This is a genomic window from Verrucomicrobiaceae bacterium (assembly GCA_016713035.1).
In the GTDB taxonomy this organism is placed as follows: Bacteria; Verrucomicrobiota; Verrucomicrobiia; order Verrucomicrobiales; family Verrucomicrobiaceae; genus Prosthecobacter.
The window spans coordinates 341,221-362,057 of the sequence record JADJPW010000009.1; the positions used below are offsets into that span (position 1 = coordinate 341,221).

Genomic DNA, 20,837 nt, shown 5'->3' on the forward strand with positions numbered 1-20,837 from the left:
CAATGTCCAGCGGTGGGATATGGCAAAACGACGACGTCGGCAGTCATGCGCTGCGGCGTGCTGCTAATGACTGGGCAACTTCCAAGAACACCTGCTCACCAGGAATTGTTTTGACGCGACCTGCACGGATGTCTTCCATCCGCCCCTTCACTTCGGCGAACTGTTCTTCATCTAGCGAAGCTTCGCTCGCGATGGTCGGAATGAGGCGCTCGACCAATTGCAGTCTCGATTCGTCCGATAGGGCGAGTGCATCCGAGTAGAGTGTATCAACGGTGGCAATCATGGAGCGAGATGAATGGCTGGGTGTGTGAGCGTCAATATTTGAGCAAGCTACTTGCTCAGCAGCTTCTCCAGCTCCTCCACGGTCGTGACAGGGGCTTGGCAGGTGAAGTTTTGGCAGAGGTAGGCGGCGGGGTGGCCGTTGAGGGGTTTCATGCCGGAGAGGGCTTCGTTGTGCTCGGAGAGCCATTTTTGGGCTTCGCCGCCGTCGGCGTGCAGGAGGACGGCGTGGGGCAAAAATTGGCTGTGGAGGTGTTTGGCGAGTTTTTGGAGCTCGGGGGCGGTTTTGTCGCCAGCGAGGACGATTTGCGTTTTGCCGCGATGGAGGAGCTCGAAGGCCATGGCCATGACGGGGACGGCGGAGGGGCTTTTTTCGAGTGTGGAGCCGAAAAGGGCGAAGAGCTTCTCTGCCTGCGCACGGTAGCTGTCTTTGGCGAGCATGGCGCTGAGGCGGACGAGGTTGAGGGCGGCGAGGGAGTTGGGGGAGGGCTCTGCGCCGTCGTAGTCTTCTTTGATGCGCAGGACGCTGTGGGCCATGTCGGTGTGGACGCTGTAGTAGCCGCCGTTTTTCGTGTCGAGGAACTGGGCGTCCATCTCGGTCTGGAGGGAGACGGCCCACTGGAGCCATTTCACGTCAAAGGTGGCCTCATAGAGGTCGAGTAGGCCGTGGATGAGGCAGGCGTAGTCGATGGCGAAGGCGGTGGGGCCACGCTGGCCGCTGCACCAGGAGCGATGGAGGTTTTTGCCTGGGGTGGTGCAGAGCTGATCGTGGATGAACTGGGCGGCCTGGGTGGCGAGTTGGATGATTTTGGGGTCATCAAATGCGGCACCGGTGCGGGCGAGGCCGGAGATGAGGAGTCCGTTCCAGGAGGCGATGACTTTTTCGACGCGGTGGGGGCGTGGGCGCTGATTGCGGGCGGTGGCGAGCTTGAGGATGGCTTCGTCGATGATGGCACGGACCTCTTCGGGGGTCTTATTGAAGTATTCGGCGGTTTTTTTGATGGAGACGGCGCGGTAGAGGGTGTTGAGGCCTTTGAGCTCGCCGTGGGGATCACTTTCTGGACGGGCGTTGCCGTCGCGGCGGGCTCCGTAGGCGTAGCGGAAGAGGCTGCCGTTTTCTTTGCCGAGGAGTTCGTCGATTTCGGTGGCTTTCCAGACGTAGAAGGCGCCTTCGGTTTTGTGGTCGGATTCGGCGCTGGCGAGGCTGTCGGCGTCTTCGGCGGAGTAGAAGCCGCCGCTCTCATGGCGGAGATCGCGCTGGAGGTAGTCGATGGTGCTGCGGGCGATACTTTCGAAGAGGGGATTGCGCTGGGTGAGCTTCCAGGCCTCGGTGTAGGCGGTGAGGAGCTGGGCCTGGTCGTAGAGCATTTTTTCGTAGTGCGGGATGTGCCAGTAGGCATCGACGCTGTATCGGTGGAAGCCGCCGCCGATGTGGTCACGCATGCCGCCATTGGCCATGCCGCGGAGGGTTTTGGCGGTCATTTCCATGGCCCAGTCGCTTTCGTGATCGCGCTCGCTGTCTTTGCGGCAGGCGAAGGCGCGGTGGATGCGCATGAGGAGATTGAGCGAGGTGGGGCGGGGGAATTTCGGGGCGCTGCCGAAACCGCCTTCATGGTAATCGAAGCTGCTGCTGAGGTCGTCGTAGGCTTTTTGAAGGATGGCGCTGGGATCGAGGCCGGTGACTTCTTTGTTTTCGTTGTCGAGATGCTCTTGGAGCTTGTCCACGGAGCGGGTGGCTCGTTCTTCGATGCCTTTGCGGTCTTCCTTCCAGATTTTGGCGAGCTCGGTGAGGAGGTTTTTGAAGCCGATGCGGCCGGGGGTGTTTTCCGGTGGGTAGTAGGTGCCGCCGTAGAAGGGCTTTAGCTCGGGGGTGAGGAAGACGCTCATGGGCCAGCCGCCGCTGCCGCTGGCGGCTTGGACATAGGTCATGTAGGTGAGATCGACGTCGGGCCGCTCTTCGCGATCGACTTTGATGGAGATGAAGTTTTCGTTGAGGAGCTTGGCGGTGTCTTCGTTTTCGAAGGACTCACGCTCCATGACGTGGCACCAGTGGCAGGTGGAGTAGCCGGAGGAGAGGAAGATGGGCTTGTCCTGCTGGCGGGCGAGCTGGATGGCCTCTGCCCCCCAGGGGAGCCAGTTCACGGGATTGTGAGCGTGCTGGAGCAGGTAGGGTGAGCGCTCCTGGGCGAGGGCGTTGGTGTGCTGGGGCGTGGTGACGGTTTTTTCGCTCATGGGGGAGGGAGCGAAACGTCGCTACGCATGGCAGAGTTGCAAGGCGGGGCTTTGCAGGATGCGGGCGCGGTGAGGGAGCAAAAGGACGGGCTCAGATGCCAGTGATGGTGCCGCTTTCATCGACCTGGATGCGCTCGGCAGAGGGGATCTTCGGTAGGGCGGGCATGCGCATCATGGTGCCGGTGAGGGCGACGAGGAAACCGGCTCCATTGGCGATCTCGAAGTCGCGGACGGTGATGGTGAAGCCATGGGGGCGGCCGCGTTTTTTCGCGTCGTCGCTGAGGCTGTCCTGGGTCTTGGCCATGCAGATGGGGAGCCGGTCAAAGCCGCTTCGGGCGAAGAGGGCGAGCTTGTTTTTTGCCTCGTCGGTGAGCTGGACGCCGTCTGCGCCGTAGATCTGTGTGGCGATGGCGTGGAGCTTCGCCTCGACGCTGTCGCTGTCCTGGTAGAGCATGGGAAGGGGCGCTGACTGCACCGGGAGCGCGGCGAGGACGGTTTCGGCGAGTTGCACGGCACCTGCGCCGCCTTCGCCAAAGACATTCGCTGTGGCACAGGGCACACCACGGCTGCGGCAGAAGTCGTGAACGAGGGCGATCTCCTCGGGGTGGTCGTTGGTGAATTGATTGATGGCGACGATAACTGGGCGCTGGAATTTCGCAGCGCTATCGAGGTGTGCGGCGAGGTTTTCGAGTCCGCGAGCGAGCGCTGCGGTGTCTGTCTGCGTGAGCTGATCGAGGGCGGCTCCGCCGTGCATTTTCAGAGCACGCACGGTGGCGACGATGACGATGGCGGCAGGTGCGAGGCCACTCTGGCGGCACTTGATGTGCATGAATTTCTCTCCGCCGAGGTCGAAGGCGAAGCCGGCCTCGGTGACGGCGAAGTCGGCGTGGGCGAGTGCCATGCGGGTGGCGAGGACGCTGTTGCAGCCGTGGGCGATATTGGCAAAGGGGCCGCCGTGGAGGAAGGCGGGGACGCCTTCGATGCTCTGCACCAGATTGGGCTGGAGGGCGTCTTTGAGCAGGGCCATGAGCGCTCCGGTGACGCGGCATTCTTTGGCAAAGACGGGCTCGCCCTCTGGCGTGAAACCGGTGACGATGCGGTCGAGTCGTGCACGCAGATCGGCCATGTTTTCGCTGAGGCAGAGGATGGCCATGACCTCCGAGGCGGCGGTGATGTCAAAGCCGGTGCTGCGCTCGGTGGGCTTGCCAGTGCTGGTGCGGAGGTGGCGCAGGGCACGGTCATTCATGTCCATGACACGCTTCCAGAGTACACCTTCGGGCCGCAGGCGTGATTCTCCATTGAACAGCTGGTTGTCGATGACGGCGGAGAGGAGGTTGTTCGCACTGGTGATGGCGTGGAAGTCGCCGTTGAAATGCAGATTGATGGACTGCGCGGGCTGTACGGTGCTTTTGCCGCCGCCAGTGGCTCCGCCTTTGCGTCCGAAGACGGGGCCCATGGATGGCTGGCGCAGGGCGAGGGCGACTTTTTGCCCGATTTGCTTCAAACCCTGCGCAAGGCCGATGGAGACGGTGGTTTTGCCCTCGCCCGCTGGCGTCGGGGTGATGGCGGAGACAAGGATGAGCCGCCCAGGCGATTTTTTGGCCTTCAGGGCATCCAGACTGACTTTGGCCTTATCATGACCGTAAAAGCTGAGGTGGTCTGGTGAGATGCCGAGTTCGGTGGCGACGTGCGAGATGTCTGGAAGCATGGTGCGCCCATGATGGACGGCAAAACGCGAGCGCAACAAGGAATCACGGCGAGGTGACTTTCAGCCGCAGAAAGCGGTGCTGCGTGCTGGAGTAGGCAGCAGAGTCACGGACGGTGAGGAGTGTGTGATCGGCATTGTCCACGGCGGCGGTCACATTGTCGTCAGTGAAACCATCTGCGCTGGTCCACACGGTGCCCCAGGTGAGGAGATCCGTGCTGCCTTCCACCGTGTAGGTCAGAGCGGCAAATTTACGCACTTTGAAGGTGAGGGTGGCTTTGTTTGCCCCAGCATCGCTGCTGGTGCCCAAGATGGGCTCGGCGCTGCCATTGGAGGCGAGCGGGCCGCTCATGAGGGCGTATTCGAGGAGGTTTTTGCGCCCATCTGCATCAGGATCATCTGCCGTTCCATTTTGGCCCGCAGTGAGGCCTTCAGCGGCGGCCCAAGTGCTGTATGTGCTGCTTACGGTGACGGTGAAGGTGTGGGGCGTGAGGAGTTGATTGCCATCGAGATCCGTGACCTGGAGGCTGATCGTGGCCGTGCCAGGTGCGACACCCGTGATGGTGAGGTCGGTGCCCGTCATGCTGGTGGTGACGATGCTGGTGTTTGAGCTGGAGGCGCTGTGACTGCCGAGCACGGGGACATTTTGGGTGACGCCATTGATGCGGAGGAGCTGGCTGGAATTGATGCTGGCAGGGGACGTGACAGCATTGTGTGGTAGCTCGGTGAAGAAGGTGTTCTGGCCATTGACGGTGACGGCGTAGTTCGGAGCCTGGGGATTGCCAGAGGCTGGAGGCAGCGGCAGCACACCGAGAGCGTCCATGGTCGCGATGGAGGGATCTGCGACACGTCCAAAGACGGAGAAGCCCTCATTCTGCGCATCGAGATTGGCGGTGTTGTCGTTCAGGTTGAAGAAAAAGTCGGTCGTGGCGCTATTGGGATTGCCGCCGAGTTTTGCCATGGCGAGCGTGCCTTTGATGTTGGCGAGGCCGGGCTCGTTCGGGACTCCGATAGAGAAGGAGCCACCTTTGGGGATGCTGGTGAATGCATTCGCGCTGGCTCCAGATTTGTAGGAGCCGCCTTGCAGCACGAACCCGCTGGAAAGGCGATGAAACACCGAGTTCACATAGCCATCGCTCGCATTGAGGTAGTAGCGGAAGTTATTCACCGTGTCGGGAGTGACGCTGTCATTGAGGATGATGGTTAAGCTGCGTCCACCTGGAGTGCCGTCTGCGCCGGGGACCGTCATGGTGATGGCGGATTCACTATCTGGATCTGCAAAGGTCGCCGCGAGCGGGATCACGACGGAGCCGCCCGCTCCACCGAGTGTCAAAGTGTGCGCAGCGATCGGCGTCGCGACGATGGGACGTCCTTTGGCATAGATCGGTCTCAAATGGACTTTGTACGTGGTGGTCCAGCCATTGGACCATGACACATTCAGAGTGGGAGTGTAGCTCCCCCTAGCCGTTGCCGGGCCAGTCAGAGTGCGAGTCGACGCATTATAAGTCACGCCAGGTGGCAGCGTGCCCGTGATGCTTGTGGAGCTGATCGTCCCCTGGCCGGTGGTTAAGGCAAAGGTATGTGAGAAGGCCGCATTCACAAAAAGCGGCGGGGAGAGATCATTGGTGACACCGTCTTTTGTCGTAGCAGTGACCGCGAGTGAATTTGAAAGGGTATCGCCAGCATAAGCGGCCAATTCAAAATCATACGCTGTATTCGGAGTGAACGGTGTCTGGAACCCTGTGTCCATTGCGGACACGGAAATGGAGGTGACATTTGCAGCTACAAAACCACAGAGGCGGAATTGCGATGCACTTTCTGTGGGCAGCTTGCAGTAAAGGGCGTAGCCGTCTTCAACCGTGGAATTGTCCGTCCAGGTGAAATTGATCTGCCGGTCACTGGCGGGAGTCGCGACGAGGTTGGTGGGTGCATTGAAGGGAACCGAAACTTCGACAATGTTGCTGGGTAGGGAGCTCGTTTCCGCTTGGGCACCTATCGTCGCACGCACACGGAACTCATAAATATTACCAGGCTCGATGGGCAAGTTGGTCTTGCTTGTCGTATTGGCCGCATAGAAGTCATAGGTGAGGAAGGTGGCAGCATTTTTGAGCCGGTATTGAACCTCGTAGTTGGCTTCAAAAACAGAATTGTCCGTCCAGGATAGGTTGAACATTCCTTCTGCTGGCGATGACCCCGTCAGGGAAGTGGGAGGAGCTAGGGATGTCGTTGCGGTGACCTCATTTGAGTAGCCGGAGAAGAAATCTGGACCACTACCTCGAGTGGCACGCACCCTGAACTGAATGGCTTCCGGAGGCACTCCATTCAATGTGTAAGTGGTCGTATTCGCTGCGAAATAGCCTAATGAGGTGTAAGTGGCGTCTCCGACGAACCGGTACTCGACCTGATAATTGCTTTCGATGGCGGAGTTGTCCTGCCAATTCAGAACGACCTGCTCCGGCACGAGTGCCGTGAAAGTCAGATTCGATGGCGCATTGAAGGCCGCGAACCCGAAATTGAGCTTCTCCACTTGGCCGGTGTAAGTCCTCGATCCAGAAACTACACGGAAACCTCTCACCATGATATCGATCGGGCTCTGTGGCCGAATAAAGGCGGCGGTGGTGTCATTATAATCGAGATCGAATAAGTAGGTGTATGTGCTTCCGCCAGCACTCCGGACATGGATTTCATATCCAAATTCGTTCGTGGCATTATCCGTGAAACTGATGGAAACGATCCCTTCTGAGGGAGATGTGGCATTGAGAGAAGTCGGCGCATTGAAGACCGGCGCTGCAGCGTTGGGCCAAGCAAAGCCTGAGTCATTGCTCCAAGCCGAGGTCGAGGTGGGAGCGTTGGCGGTACCTTTAAAAGCACGCACATACCAGTAAATGAGTGTGCCCGAGCCCAATGCATTGGACGCCACAGTAAAGGAAACTTCGGTGGCGTTCGCAGCAGCACTCACAGTCGTGAGAACCTGCACCGCCCCACCCGCAGAACCGATTGTGTAGCCGATCTGAAACCCGTCTTCATCACTCGAATTATCCTGCCAACGCACACGGACCTCGACACTACTCGCATCGATGATGGTATTGGCAGCTACACAGGCACTCGGAGCCGTCTGGGCCTGGGACGATGCTGGCGCTGCAAAAACACAAAGGAGTACGAGCAACGCGAGGAGGTTGATTTTTTTAAAGTGACAAAACATCGTCGTCGATAGGTTAGAGGGCTGGCAGAATACCGGATCGGGCGGGTCTTAGTCAATGCCAGCCTGTGTTTCGTTCGTCATTTTACCGCAGGTATTTCCGGGATTCCTGACAGTAGCCTTACGAAGCGCATCCCTTCCACTGTCAGGGTGCCCTGGGCACCTGTCCCGGTGACGAGCCCACGGGTCATGTGGTAATGGGGCAGGCCGGTGTCCTTTACCCAGCTCAGGACGGGGGCGGCCACTGCCCGGTCTGCCGCTGCCACGCTGATGGGCAGCCCCCAGCGGCTGAAGGCGATCTCCCAGGCTTTTCCACGCGGTTCCCGATCTCCCAGCAACCAGGGATGGCGGCGCAATAGCTCCATTTTCGCACTCGCCGGCACCTGCACTCGGAAAGCTGGCTCCGTGCTCTGGATGAAGGCGGGCAGTGTCAGGGCCGGATCACGCCAATTGGCCAAAAACAGCGCCTGGAGGTCCACCCCGATCAGGTTCAGGCCATTGAAGGCTCCGTGGTGGTTCGGAGTGGCGTAATGCGCTGCATGCCAGGCATCAAAGTCGCTGTTCAGCATCAAATTCAGCTCCACATGCACATGGGCGCGGCGCTGGTCGATCCCGCTGCCCGTGTAGCCCATGATGCCGATGCCCTGCCCGGCCTGGACGGCCTGCCCAGCAGTCACGGCGGCACTGCGCAAATGCGCATAGAGCGAGTAAAAAGCCCCTGCGCCGGGAAAATCATGCCGGATGACGATGTAGCGCCCGTAGTTGCTCTGGTTCGCTGCCGCTGTGACGTATTCGACCCGCCCAGCGGCGATGGAGCGGACTTCATCGAGTGGGTCGCCTTTTGCATCGCGTTTCACAGGCTTCACATCCAGCCCCTCGTGAAATCGGGCAAAAAGGATCCGGCTCCCGACCCTGCGCGGATCACGCACAAAACCGAACTGACCGCCCTCCCACGGCGTGGACTTCTCGCCCTCGAAAGTGCGGTCCACGTACTGAAAATAGCCTTCTGGCCGCTTTTCCAGCAGTGCCATGTTTTCAGTCGGCAGGACCAACCCGAGCTGGGCGAGGCAAAGAGCGGGCACCAGGGCCAAGGAGAGCAAAAACAGCCTGTTTCTCATAAAAAGCTTACTCCAGCGGGATTTCCTTCGAGCGTGGTGCGGGAGTGATGTCCTCCCCACGCTCGACACGGCGGGCGATTTCATCGAGCCGCTTCTGTTCCTCGATCTGGGCACGCCGCGCCTCACGTTTCTCCTTGGTGGTGGAAGGCAGCATCTCCTGCCATTTGGAGGCACTCTTATTGGAGCTGTAGTTCGGCAATTTCTTGCCCATTTGCTCCACCGTTTCGTCCGAAATGCCCTGCCAGATGGTGAAGGTGCCATCCGCCACGGGGCGGTCGATCTGGATGATGTCCACGGGCACCCCATTGACGATGGTGAGCATCAGCCCGCCCTGATTCACACGGGTCGCGGTCTCCAGTTGATTCCTCCCGTGTGCATCGAGCCGCAGCAGCACGCCATTGCCCACTCCATTGTCGGCTGGAAAGGCCTTGAAGCCGGCAAAGGCACCCTGTGAGAACTCCGGCACCTTTTTGAAGAGCAGCTGCCGCCCCTGGAAAGTAAAGGGGATCAACTCCCTGGGATGATCCGTGCTGCTGCCCGTCACATGCACGGAGATGGTGTATTTCGGCTTCAAGTAGCTCTGCATCGTGTCGCAGGCGGTCAAACTCAGCGCCACAGCGGCCAAAAACAGTCGGAGGAGGATTTTCATGGTCGCTCATGAAACCCGAAGACGCCGCCGCTGGCAAGAACAGAGCAACACACTCGACTCAAAAGCCACGCCTTGATCCCTCGCCCCGCCGCTCCATCCTCCGCGCTTCATGAACGCACAAACCCTAGATCACATCCGCGCCAAAATCCGCGACGTGCCAGATTTTCCCCAGCCGGGCATCCTTTTCAAAGACATTACCCCCGTGCTCGCGGACCCAGCGCTCATGTCTCGGGCCATCGAAGGAATGATCGACGCCACAGGCATCACCAGGGTGGATAAAGTCGTCGGGATCGACGCCCGCGGCTTCATTTTCGGCTCGCTCATCGCCCAGCGGCTGAATGCTGGCTTCATCCCTGTGCGAAAAAAGGGTAAACTGCCATGGAAGACACGCGGCGTGGACTACAGCCTCGAATACGGCTCCAACAGCGTCGAAATCCACCAGGATGCCATCGCTCCCGGTGAGTCCGTGCTTCTTGCAGACGACCTACTCGCCACAGGCGGCACCGCTGGCGCTGCGCTGCACCTCATCGAGCAATCCGGCGGTCAGATCGTCGGTAGCACCTTTTTTATCGAGCTAGGCTTCCTCCACGGACGTGAAAAACTGGCCGGATATGGCCCCGTGCATTCTTTGATCACCTATTAAAAACTCACATGACCGAACGCGAGTACCTGCGGCACCTCCAGCGCATTGGCGAAAAATTCTTTCCAAAGGAGGAAAAGATGCCCCACCCGCGTGCCGAAACGCTGCGCCGGGCAAAACGCTTCCTCAAGCTCAAAGAACAGCGGATCAAACAGCGCCACCGTGCACAATTCAGCGGCGCAGAAACCTGCCGTATGCGCAGTGACGTGATCGATTTCCTCGTCAGGGTCCTCTGGGACGAATGTGTGGCCGCACTAGAGCCCGCACAGCGGGAAAAGCTCAATCTCAGCGTCGTCGCCCATGGCGGCTACGGACGCCGAGTGATGAGTCCTGGCAGCGACGTCGATCTCACCTTCATGCTACCCGGTTACAGCGCTCAGGTGCCGGATTTTCTCAGCAAGCTCATCAGCGATTACCTACTCTTCTTTTATGACCTAGGATTCAAAGTCGGCCATGGCGTGCGTAGCGTTGGAGATTGCTACGATTTGGCCAACTCAAGCATGGAGACGAAAACGGCTCTCATGGAAGCACGCTTCCTCACCGGCAACGATCAGGCCTTCAAAGAGTTCCGCAAAGGTTTCGACAAAGAGTGCATGAAGGACCGCGAAGAGGAATTCCTGCGCCTACGGCAGGATGACCTGAACAAACGCCACACGAAGTACGAAAGCACTCCCTTCGTACAAGAGCCCCACATCAAAAACGGCTGCGGTGGCCTGCGTGACTACCAGAACCTCATCTGGATGAGCTACGCCAAGCTCGGCACACTCAATCCAAAAGACCTCGTCGCAGGCGGCTACATCTCCAAATCCGGCTGGCAGGAAATCGAGAGCGCCTACGCACTCATCCTCCGAGTCCGCAATGAGATGCATTACAGCGAGCGCCGCGCCAGTGACCTCCTCACCCTGCGCCTCCAGGGCCAAGTGGCCACCAATCTCGGCTACCGGCATAAGCGGATGCTCCGCCGTATCGAGGCGCTGATGCATGACTACTACACCGCCACGCGTGACATCCTCCAGCGCAGCAGCGAGATCATGGACCGCTTTCACCTCCAGCAACTGGAGAGCGCAGAGCACCGCCGCGGCCTGCGGGGCTTCCTCGCACGCAGCAAAACCAAAAAGCAGACCGAAAAGTTCGACGGCTTCATCCGCAAACATGAACGCATCTACGCTGAGGACAAGAATGTCTTCAAAGAAGACCCTGCACGGCTCATGCGGCTGTTTTTGCACACGCAGCAGCGTCACCTGCGCCTCAGCCCAGACCTCTTCCAGCTCGTGCAGGATAACTTCCGCCTCATCGACCAGGCATTCCGCTACGCGAAGGTCAACCGCGAGACCTTTGAGGCCATCCTAGCCAATAAAGGCGACGTCGCTCGCGTGCTCCGCCAGATGCACCGCGTCGGCTTTCTCGGAAAGTGGATGCCAGAGTTCGGAGCGCTCACCAATCTCGTCCAGCACGAGTTTTTTCACCTCTATACTGCTGATGAGCATACCCTGCGCACCATCGACAAGCTCGATGAGCTCAGCGACCCCACGCTACCCGGTGTAAAGCTCTACCAACAGCTCTTTCACGACCTCCAGCAGCCCGCCATCCTCTACATCGCACTGCTGCTGCATGACGCAGGCCGTGCTGCCAATAAAAAGACCCACAGCGACGAAAGCGCCACCCTCGCCGCTGCCGTCTGCCGCCGCCTCCAGATCACTGGCGAGCGCCGCCGCATGCTCCTCTTCCTCGTGGATAATCACCTGCTGATGTATCGCACCGCCACGACCAAGAGCCTCGAAGACCCCGCCGTCATCGAGGAATTCGGCACCATCGTGCGCACGCGTGAGAATCTCGATACGCTGCTCATCATGACCTACGCTGACAGCAAGGGCACTAGCGATAAAAGCTGGACCGGCTACAAGGAAGCCGCCATCCGCCAGCTCTACTACAATACGCTAGCGTTCCTCAAAGCGCCTGCCGACTTCATGCGCAGCCTGCATGCCCCGCTCGATGAGGTGCGTGCTGTAGTGCTGAAAAAACTGGGCTCCGGCTTCGATGCCGAAGTAGAGGCACACTTCCACCACATGCCCGCGTCCTACTTCAACTTCCGCGAGGCAGCCGACATCGCCACTCATGTGCGCCAGTTCCGAGAGTTCTTCATCAAGCTCGGCACACAAGAGCAGGCCGAAGCAGGGCTACTCCCCGTCATGCACTGGGAGGACCACCCAGAGCAAGGCTACAGCGACCTCACCGTCGTCGGCTGGGACCGCCACCTCCTCCTCGCACGCGTCGCTGGCGCACTCGCCGCTCAGAGCATCAACATCCTCAGTGCCGACTTCTTCCGCCGTGGCGATCACCTCGTGCTCGACATCTTCCGTGTCTGCAGCACGAATTTCACCGCCGTCAGCACCAAGGCGGCACGCAATCGCGTGGAGGCCTCTGTCAAAGCGGCCTTCCTCGATCAAAACTTCGATTTCAGCCACGAAATCGCTGAGAAACGTGAGAAATCCACCTCACCCGACGAAATCACCGCCGAGATCCCCCAGCGTGTTTACGTCAACAACCACGTTTCACCCGACGAAACCGTCTTGGAGGTCCAGGTGCTCGACCGACTCGGCCTGCTGCATGACATCTTCATGGCCGTCGGTCGCCTGGGTCTGAATGTCACCCACGCACGCATCAACACCGAAAAAGGTGCCGCCATCGACACCATCTACATCCAAGATGAACAAGGCTGTAAAATCACGGACAAAGACCGCGTCGAAGATCTCGCTAAACTGACATCCGCCGCCGCCATGACGGTGGTGGCATAAGACATTTACACCTTCAGCCCCATCAGCTCACGAGCCTCCGCCTGACCAGCAGCAGGCCTACCATACTCACTGGCAGTGACGCGAGCCAGCGCCACGAGGTGACGCCAGCGGAAAGCGTCTCGCGTTCGCTCAAATTCATCACGCGTGGTTTGGAAGTATTTTTCAGCGTGGAGAGCACCATCCTCACTCACGGCATAGCGGAGCAACACGTTCAAAAGTGGCTGCACAGGTAACTTCAGCGCTCCATAGGCCTGCACGGCAGCGCTGGCCTGCGACTGCATGTTATGGCGAATCGCGTCATTCAGCGCAGCGAGCAGCTTGGCCGGGTCCGAAGTGCCTAGAGCATTGAGATGGTGCTTGGACGGGACTGGCTGCCAATCGAGAAAATCTTTCCGTGCACCACGATCCCGCGCGATCTGCCAAGCTCAGAGGATCAGACAGGCATGGACATTTCTGCCCTGGCTAACGCTACTGAGATTCCGCCACGCATGCACACTGTCACTCGCATGCACGCCGACCGAGTCGCCATGCACACTGCCACAGGGCTTGCCTGGTGACTCCCACTCCGGCAGGCGCCCGTGATCACGCAGCACGAGCTGGTTCGCCGCCAGTGAGAGTGCTTCGCCAATTTCATGCGGATCAAAACCTGCCGCGAGTGCCTCCGCGACCGCTCCAGCCGCCTCAGACGGCTCACCGCTGAAAATCAGCATCGAGAGCTTTTCCAGCGCCGCATCCTCCAGTTTTTTTGCACCTGGAGCGCGATCATGGAGCTTGTGTTCGTCCAATAGTTGCGTCAGCACCTTGCTATGCTCCTCCCATTCTGGTCGGCGATATTTCTCCGCATTCAGGCAATAGCGCAGCGACATGCGCAGCATCGTCGTGGCGTGCTCACGACCCACAAGATCGAGCAAATCCCAGGCTCGATAAGGCAGCACCGTGCGGTGAACCTCCGTATCATCCTCCACGCACTCCAGCAGCGCACTGAGGCCCGTATCTTCACTCTCTTGCATCAGTTTTGCAAAAATCCGCTCCGCAGTCGCCGCGTCCTTATTCTTCACGGCCGCATGAAGCTGCCCAGGGGAAGTCTTATCACCCGCAGCACTCACGGAGTGAAGCACCTCGGCATCACGCCCACCGTTTTCCTGAATGCGATTCGTATTGCGGTAAAGAACCTTGAAGACCGGCAATGCCGCTTCAGCGCTCGGCATCAGCTCGGCCATTTTGAATGCTGGATACATCGCCATGAGCGTGTGAAAGCCGATGTAGTCCTCCCCGCCAAAGGTGCGTGCATTCGCCAATACACCCGCCGCGACCAGTCGCTTCAGCGGCGTGCCGTCTCGCAACTTCCCAGCAAGTGCGGGCTGGAGCTTATCCACTGGCGTCTCTTGCATGAAGCACACCAGCGACTCCAGTGCGCCAAAGTGAAGCGCAGGCACCACATCTGCCGCCCGTGAACTGCGGATACCCAGCTCCGCTGCCAAGGCAGGCCCGATAGTGGCAAGGAGTGTGCTCTGACCGACCTCCGTCAGAAAGTGACGACGAGACGAGATTTTATTCATAAATGACCTCCAGGTTAGATTTCGCCATCAGCGTCCCGGATTTACAAAGAAAGGTCAATCAGAAATAAAAGCAGGGGGAGAGGAGCGCAGCATCCGCACCGCCTCCGCATTCGACCAAAAGGCAAATTCATCAAACGGCACCGCCTCGGGTGCCAGAGCGAACCATTCCTGCACTTCTGTCGGGTCAGCACGAACCGTATCAAAACTCTGCACTCGTGCAGAATACACGAGATCAATCGTCGGCCAAATATACCCCTGAAAGTCATAGCGATTGTTCACGGTGCCAAGGTAACGAAACTCCTTCGGTGAGATGTCGATACCACATTCCTCGCGTGTTTCGCGTGCAGCGGCCATTTCTCCCGTCTCGTCAGCTTCGATCACTCCACCGGGTAACCCCAACATGCCCAAACCGGGCTGAATAGCACGTCGGATAATCAGCACACGCCCCTCAGCATCTTGCACGACCGCGACAGCCGCAGGGATAAGCGTCACAAAGTGCCGATACTCACAGGCAACGCAGCGAAACTCGCGCTCACTCACCTGGCGTGGCTCTGCCGCCCCGCAGTCGGAGCAGTATAAAAATGGTCTGGGCATATCCGGCAGCCACTCGCACAGATTTAGACAAAACGCTTCTGAAAAAGGGAATGGTTTACCCAACAGAAAACGATCCCCGCTAGATCGGCCGCCCTACAGACATGCACCGATACTCCTCAGCCCTGCGCCCCCTCCACCCCACGCGGGCGAATCATGAGCACAATGCCCACCGAAATCACACATAGACCGGCAAACACACCGAAACTCACATTCAGCGGCACCTGGTTGTCATTCAGAACACCAAATCCCCAATCCGCGAGCCCCCCGCAACTCATGCTAACGAAATTCATGATGCCATATCCCGTCGCACGCAATTCCGGACGCGTGATCTGCGAGAGAATCGGCATATTGTTGCCATCAAAAAAACCCCACCCGATCCCAAAAAGCACCAGCGACACGATTGCCAGACCGAAAGAATGTAAAGCAGGCGCATTCCCCACGCCAAACAGCGCAGGCACAATCAAGAGCATGCCCATAGCACTGACATAGACACGCCCCTGCGGTGATTTTCGCATCCAGCGATCCGCCAGCCAGCCCCCCAGCATCGCAGAGCACAAAGCCGCCGCCTGCCAATAAAGCGCCGCAGAAACCCCCGCCTTCCCCTGGCTGATATTAAACTCCTTCTGCAAAATCGCAGGCATCCAATCACGCACCACCCACGCTGCTAGAGCCGGCAAAGTGAAATAGACCACCAGCAGAAGAAAGGCACGGTTTGTCATCAGCTCACGCACAGCAGAGACGACTCCCGGCCTCTCCATACCCTGTGCAACCACACGCGGCGCATCCCTCAGCAACAAGAGCAAGGGCACCGCATACAAAATGCCCACCAGCCCCGTGTAATCGAAAGCCCCCCTCCAACCAAAATCCGGCCACTCATTCACATACCCCGCAAAACCTCCAATCATCACCCCGCAATAAATCCCTGTCTGATGCACCCCCACAGCCCGGGAGCGAGTCCCGCCCACATGAAAATCCGCAATCAACGCCAACGCCGCCGGAATATAAAAAGCCTCACTCACTCCCATCGCCGTACGAGCCCATAGAAGCTGCTGATAATCCTGCGCCTGCCCAGTAAGCCACGTAATCACCGACCAAAGAAACAGACTGCCACAAATGGTGTACTTTCGGCTAAAACGATCTGCGATATAACCACCGATCGGGCTAAACACCGCATACACCCACTTAAACTGCCCCAACATATACCCCCAGTTCGCCTCGCTACCGATAGAAGGAACATCCGCCATCACAGAAGTCTTCATCGAAGCAATCATCTGCCGGTCCAAGTAGTTCAGCAACGCCACCGGGAACAGCAACGCCACCACCGTCCACGCAAGACGCCCCGGCGAAGCCCCAGAAGCCCCCGACGAATCGGAAGAAAGTGAAACGTGTTTGATGCCCATGAGAAAAGAGAAAAGTTAAAAACGAGACAGCCTCAACAATAGCGCAACGATAGCGGGAAACTCGAAAAGCCAAAGAGCCTACCTTTCGTGAAGAGAACCAACTAAGCCAAGATGATAACCGTACCAACAAAAGGTCAGTCCTTTTATCAGAATATGCTTGCGCTCTATCGAGCCCGCTTCACCCTCGGCCATATGCGTCAGGCCCGCCTCAAGGCTCCGAAACACCACCCCATCGCTTACTACCACTGCGTCTCCCGGGTGGTGGATCGCGCTTTTCGGCTCCAGGAGACCGAGCGTGAGATGTTCGTGGGCTTCATGCGCATGTATGAAAAGCTCTGCCAGGTGCGCGTGGTGACTTTTTGTGTGCTCTCGAATCACTTCCATGTTCTCGTCGAGGTTCCTCGCAGGCCGGAGGTGCTGCCGACTGAGGAGGAGGTGCTAGGGATTGTTGCGGCAGCTTTTGGCCGAAATGTCGCCCATTCAGTGCGGGCAGAGGTGGCGCATTTTCACCAGATTGGAGCGCATGAGGAGGCACGGAAGATCATTGATGGCTTCACTGCACGGATGTGGGATATCAGTTTCTTTATGAAGTCGCTGAAGCAGCGCTTCACGCAGTGGTTCAATAAGAAGCATGAGCGTAAAGGCACCTTATGGGAGGAGCGATATAAGAGCACCCTAGTGGAGGGAAGCGGAGCACCTCTGGCGATGGTGGCGGCGTATGTGGATTTGAATCCCGTGCGGGCGAAGCTCGTGACGGACCCGAAGGACTACCGGTGGTGCGGGTATGCGCAGGCGGTGGCGGGGGTGAAGATGGCACGAGCAGGGATCGAGGTGGCCGCGCGGGCGCAGTTGGAGGGATTGAAGCCGGAGGATGGGTGCCTGGAGCATTATCGGCGGTTGTTGTTTAACTGGGGCGTGACGTCGCGGGTGAATGCGGATGGCACTAAAAAGGGAGCGATCAGCGAGGCCGATCGCCGTGCGGTGATGGAGAGCGGCGGACGGCTGCCGGTGGCAGAGGCGCTGAGGTGCCGGATGCGCTACTTTACGGATGGAGCGGTGATCGGGGGCAAGGAGTTCGTGAATGCGATATTTAAGGCACATCGCAGACGATTTGGGGTGAGGCGGAAGGATGGAGCGCGTGCGGCGCGTGGCTTGGAGCGAGAGGTGGGCCTGCACACTCTGCGTGATCTCCGGGTGGATGTGTTTGGCCGTAAAGGTTCGAGTTGATCGTGGACGTGCTTTCTATGAATAGGGCAGATGAAGACTCTCTTCGCTCTTATTGCCCTGTTGGCTGGTTTTTCAGCTCACTCCACGTATGCGGAGGATGCACTTGTGCCAGCCCAGGAGTGTCGTCCTCGCTCTGGACTGCCAAACTTTTTGTCGAAGGCCTCAAAGTCGGGTTCTCAAATAAAAGTTGGTTATCTGGGCGGTTCCATCACGGCTCAGCAAGGATGGCGCCCAAAATCGTTGGCTCATTTTCAAAAGCTATGGCCACAAGCTCGCTTTTCCGAAATCAACGCGGCAATTGGTGGCACGGGTTCGGACTTGGGGGTCTTCCGGTTAAAACAGGATGTGCTCGATCACAAACCAGACCTGCTTTTCGTCGAGTTTGCAGTGAATGATGGCGGCGCAGCACCCGAGCAGATTCATCGCTGCATGGAAGGGATTGTGCGGCAGACTTGGCGGACGTTGCCAGAATGTGACATCTGTTTTGTCTATACGATCACGGAGGCACTGGTCCCAGCAATGCTGGAGGGGAAATTTCAGCGAAGTGCCAGTGCGATGGAAAAGGTCGCGGACTATTACGGCATACCGACGATCCACATGGGAATGGAAGTAGCACGTTTGGCGAAGGATGGGAAACTCGAGTGGAAGGCGAATCTACCAAAGACCGACGACGAAAAAAAGGCTCTTGGAGATAAGTTCGTCTTTGCCCCGGATGGTGTGCATCCTCATATCGAAACAGGCCATGAGCTTTATCTTGGGGCAATTATTCGCTCATTTGATTTGATCCAGAAATCTTCGAGCCCAGTAGAGCCTCATAAGCTTGCCGCGCCATTCACTGCTACGAACTACGAACACGCGAAAATGCTGCCTATAACAGCCGCAAGGCTTTCTGGCGGCATTCAGCCTGCCCCAACTGAGTTTGCAAAGCGCTGGAGCAACCGCATGAACACGTTATATAAAGCCACGAAGCCTGGAGACTCATTGAGCTTTCGTTTCAAAGGTACGCGTTGCTCCATTTATGACATCATCGGGCCAGATTGTGGGCAGGTGATTATCACCGTCGATGATCTTCCTGCGAAAGTGGTGCCGCGTATCGACGCTTACTGTACTTACCATCGTCTAGCCTCACTCAGCATTGGTAGTGACATGGCCGACACGGTTCACACGGTGAGGATTGATATTCATCCACACCAACCAGATAAGGCTAAGATCCTTGAGAAAAACGGCAACAAAATCGACAAACCCGAGCGCTTTGAAGGCCGTGCATTTTATCCAGGCGCCATCATGCTTGTAGGGGACCTTGTGGAGTAGAGTCCGCTCATTTTTTGCATGTCACGTTCATCAAGAGTGACGCGGAGTCTGGCTCATAGCTGGCGAGCCCGTTGTTATGAAAGGAATGATCCGTGAATACGGCTCCTCATAGTAGTGAAAACAGTCCGCTCATTTTTGCCCCATGCGTGGCTCCTACTCCGTCTTAAAGAGCTCGAATCCGTGCTTCTCCTTCGTGAATGTTTCCTTTCCTGACCTCGCACGATCAAATCTGGAATCAATCGGGTGACAGCGGCTCGCTTCTATAAATTGGATGCATTTGAAGGCGTGAGAGAGCAGCTCTGGCTCTAAGAGAACCCAATAGCAAACAGGCATAGAATCGAGCTATCATGCTGGAAGCATACCTGTTCGGAATCGCGAAGTTAGCAAACAGCGCTCAATAATCTCGATTGAGCAGGTAGTCTGCGAGTTCACGCAATCTCAGACCATTTGAACCAAAAACCTGCAACGCCTCATGAGCAATGGTGGTAAGCCGACGGGCTTCTGCACGAGAGGCATCTAGCCCCAGGAGGGCAGGATAGGTGCTCTTTTCGCTCTCTAAATCTTTGCCTGCGCTTTTGCCGAGCTTTTCACTCGTTTGCGTCACATCGAGGATGTCATCGATGATTTGAAAAGCCAGTCCAGTGGCCATGCCAAAGTCATGTAGGGCCTGGAGCTGCTGCGTGGTCGCATCAGCACTCATCGCACCAAGTTTCACGCTGGCAGTAAGCAATGCTGCCGTTTTGTTCTCATGAATGAAACGTAACTCCTCCAATGGGAGCTTTTTCGTCTCGCCCTCGAGATCAGCAACCTGTCCCCCACGAGATGGAGACTGCCCGCCGTGCGTGCGAGCTCCGCAACCATGCTCGCCGCACTATGACGGCTTGTGGATTCTGTCCGCGCAGTCAGCTCAAAGGCGAGAGCTTGGAGTGCATCGCCAGCGAGCAATGCCACCGCTTCCCCCATAAACAATGTGGCATGTCGGCACTCCACGCCGTATGTCATCATCATCCATGCAGGGTAAATCGTCATGAATAAGCGAGTAAGTATGCAGACACTCCACCGCACAGGCACTATGCATGGCATTCTCCAGCCCCCCGCCGCAGGCCTCTGCCGCCGCGAGTGTCAGGATGGGCCGCAGGCGCTTGCCCCCAGCGAAAACACTGTGGCGCATGGCCTTGTGTAACGAGCAAGGACGCGTTTCACCGTTCGGCATGCAGCGGTCTAGTGCAGCATCGATAAGCTGGCAGCGTTCAGCGAGGTAGGTTTTGAGATCAGTCATGAGAGAATGTTCCCAAATGCCGATTTTTTACGCCTTGGCGAGCGCATATCTCTACACGGCTTTATTTACCACACATCTTCAAGAAGGACGCCGCGTAGCGTTTGCCCAGTTCACGATAAGAAGCAGAGTCGAAGTGGATTTTATCACCTTTATGTTTCAAGCCCTCTGCGCTGACGAAAGACGTGTGGGGGACTTTTCCCACCAAAGACTGATGAACGGAGTCCACTAGTCTCTGATCGGCACTCCATGGCACATCCTCGAACTTCCCCATCTGCCCGGCTAGGAATGGAGCTTCCGCCTCTCCCACTAATGAGCGCATGCGAGCTATAAGATCGTGCAGCTTCGCCTCATAGCTGGGGGCCAACTCCGGTTTGCAATCAGCCTCTCCCTGATGCCAGAGGATGCCCTTCAAGGTGCCCACCTTCATCGCTGCGCTGACGCGGCGCTGCATATCATCCCAAGGGTGCGACTTCGTCGGAGCATAAAACTCACCCGGCCTCCACGCGTCAATGGGCGATCCCCCCACGGCGCATGGGATCAGACCGATCGTAGCACCTGGCGTCGCCTCCATCATGATTTGCGCAAAGGACCTACCAAGGCCGACTCCAGCCGAAGGCTTGTCGAAGTGCATCGGATCGACCGCTGGCACCCAATCGCCCTCTTTGCTCATCATCAGGATGCGAGCGTGTGGGACGCGGTCCTGATCCTCTACCGTTCCACGCCCTGCCATGTTTGACTGCCCAACCAACAGGAAAAGGTGAAACTGCTCCTTCGGCGGCAATACGGCATCCTGGGCAAACACCAACGAGGAGACAAGAGCAATGCAGAGGTAAGAAATGGCGCGGATCAT

At 57.9% G+C, this 20,837-nt stretch carries 13 protein-coding genes and 2 pseudogenes; 4 read left to right on the plus strand and 11 right to left on the minus strand.

Annotated elements, in window-relative coordinates:
- Positions 1 to 43 precede the first annotated feature (43 nt).
- The 6 genes from IPK32_22805 to IPK32_22830 form a co-directional block, all read right to left on the minus strand.
- A complete protein-coding gene (locus IPK32_22805; GenBank protein ID MBK8094720.1) occupies positions 44 to 283 on the minus strand; it encodes an addiction module protein in 240 nt (79 codons plus the stop codon).
- Positions 284 to 330: 47 nt separating this feature from the next.
- A complete protein-coding gene (locus IPK32_22810; protein ID MBK8094721.1) occupies positions 331 to 2,511 on the minus strand; it encodes a thioredoxin domain-containing protein in 2,181 nt (726 codons plus the stop codon).
- A 91-nt stretch (positions 2,512 to 2,602) separates the two neighbouring features.
- Positions 2,603 to 4,219 carry a formate--tetrahydrofolate ligase gene (locus IPK32_22815; GenBank protein MBK8094722.1) on the minus strand — a complete coding sequence of 539 codons (1,617 nt, stop codon included), beginning with the start codon at positions 4,217 to 4,219 and terminating at the stop codon, positions 2,603 to 2,605.
- A gap of 43 nt (positions 4,220 to 4,262) precedes the next feature.
- The gene (locus tag IPK32_22820; GenBank protein ID MBK8094723.1) at positions 4,263 to 7,382 is read right to left on the minus strand and encodes a peptidylprolyl isomerase; all 3,120 of its coding nucleotides are present in this window, start codon (positions 7,380 to 7,382) and stop codon (positions 4,263 to 4,265) included.
- A 113-nt stretch (positions 7,383 to 7,495) separates the two neighbouring features.
- Complete coding sequence (locus tag IPK32_22825; protein MBK8094724.1) at positions 7,496 to 8,497, minus strand: M23 family metallopeptidase; 1,002 nt, start codon at positions 8,495 to 8,497, stop codon at positions 7,496 to 7,498.
- Between the two features lie 43 nt (positions 8,498 to 8,540).
- Positions 8,541 to 9,182, minus strand: a complete 642-nt coding sequence (locus IPK32_22830; GenBank protein ID MBK8094725.1) for a hypothetical protein — start codon at positions 9,180 to 9,182, stop codon at positions 8,541 to 8,543.
- Between the two features lie 109 nt (positions 9,183 to 9,291).
- Between IPK32_22830 and IPK32_22835 the strand changes: the two genes are divergently transcribed.
- Both IPK32_22835 and glnD read left to right on the plus strand, forming a co-directional pair.
- Positions 9,292 to 9,825 carry an adenine phosphoribosyltransferase gene (locus IPK32_22835; protein ID MBK8094726.1) on the plus strand — a complete coding sequence of 178 codons (534 nt, stop codon included), beginning with the start codon at positions 9,292 to 9,294 and terminating at the stop codon, positions 9,823 to 9,825.
- Between the two features lie 8 nt (positions 9,826 to 9,833).
- Positions 9,834 to 12,617, plus strand: a complete 2,784-nt coding sequence (glnD, locus tag IPK32_22840; protein MBK8094727.1) for a [protein-PII] uridylyltransferase — start codon at positions 9,834 to 9,836, stop codon at positions 12,615 to 12,617.
- Between the two features lie 5 nt (positions 12,618 to 12,622).
- On the opposite strand, the pseudogene IPK32_22845 reads toward glnD, so the two are convergent.
- The 3 genes and pseudogenes from IPK32_22845 to IPK32_22855 form a co-directional block, all read right to left on the minus strand.
- Positions 12,623 to 14,176: pseudogene (locus IPK32_22845) on the minus strand (hypothetical protein).
- Positions 14,177 to 14,230: 54 nt separating this feature from the next.
- Positions 14,231 to 14,668 (minus strand): NUDIX domain-containing protein, encoded by a 438-nt coding sequence (locus IPK32_22850; GenBank protein MBK8094728.1) that lies wholly within the window; start codon positions 14,666 to 14,668, stop codon positions 14,231 to 14,233.
- A 218-nt stretch (positions 14,669 to 14,886) separates the two neighbouring features.
- Complete coding sequence (locus tag IPK32_22855; GenBank protein ID MBK8094729.1) at positions 14,887 to 16,170, minus strand: MFS transporter; 1,284 nt, start codon at positions 16,168 to 16,170, stop codon at positions 14,887 to 14,889.
- Positions 16,171 to 16,323: 153 nt separating this feature from the next.
- Here IPK32_22855 and IPK32_22860 point away from each other — a divergent pair, with 153 nt between their 5' ends.
- Both IPK32_22860 and IPK32_22865 read left to right on the plus strand, forming a co-directional pair.
- Complete coding sequence (locus IPK32_22860) at positions 16,324 to 17,397, plus strand: transposase (protein MBK8094730.1); 1,074 nt, start codon at positions 16,324 to 16,326, stop codon at positions 17,395 to 17,397.
- A gap of 30 nt (positions 17,398 to 17,427) precedes the next feature.
- The gene (locus IPK32_22865; protein ID MBK8094731.1) at positions 17,428 to 18,708 is read left to right on the plus strand and encodes an SGNH/GDSL hydrolase family protein; all 1,281 of its coding nucleotides are present in this window, start codon (positions 17,428 to 17,430) and stop codon (positions 18,706 to 18,708) included.
- A gap of 394 nt (positions 18,709 to 19,102) precedes the next feature.
- Here the strand turns inward: IPK32_22865 and IPK32_22870 are convergent.
- Together IPK32_22870 and IPK32_22875 are read right to left on the minus strand one after the other, a co-directional pair.
- Positions 19,103 to 19,987 (minus strand): annotated as a pseudogene (locus tag IPK32_22870) (polyprenyl synthetase family protein).
- Between the two features lie 61 nt (positions 19,988 to 20,048).
- Positions 20,049 to 20,837, minus strand: coding sequence for a sialate O-acetylesterase (locus tag IPK32_22875; GenBank protein ID MBK8094732.1), 789 nt, complete (start codon positions 20,835 to 20,837; stop codon positions 20,049 to 20,051).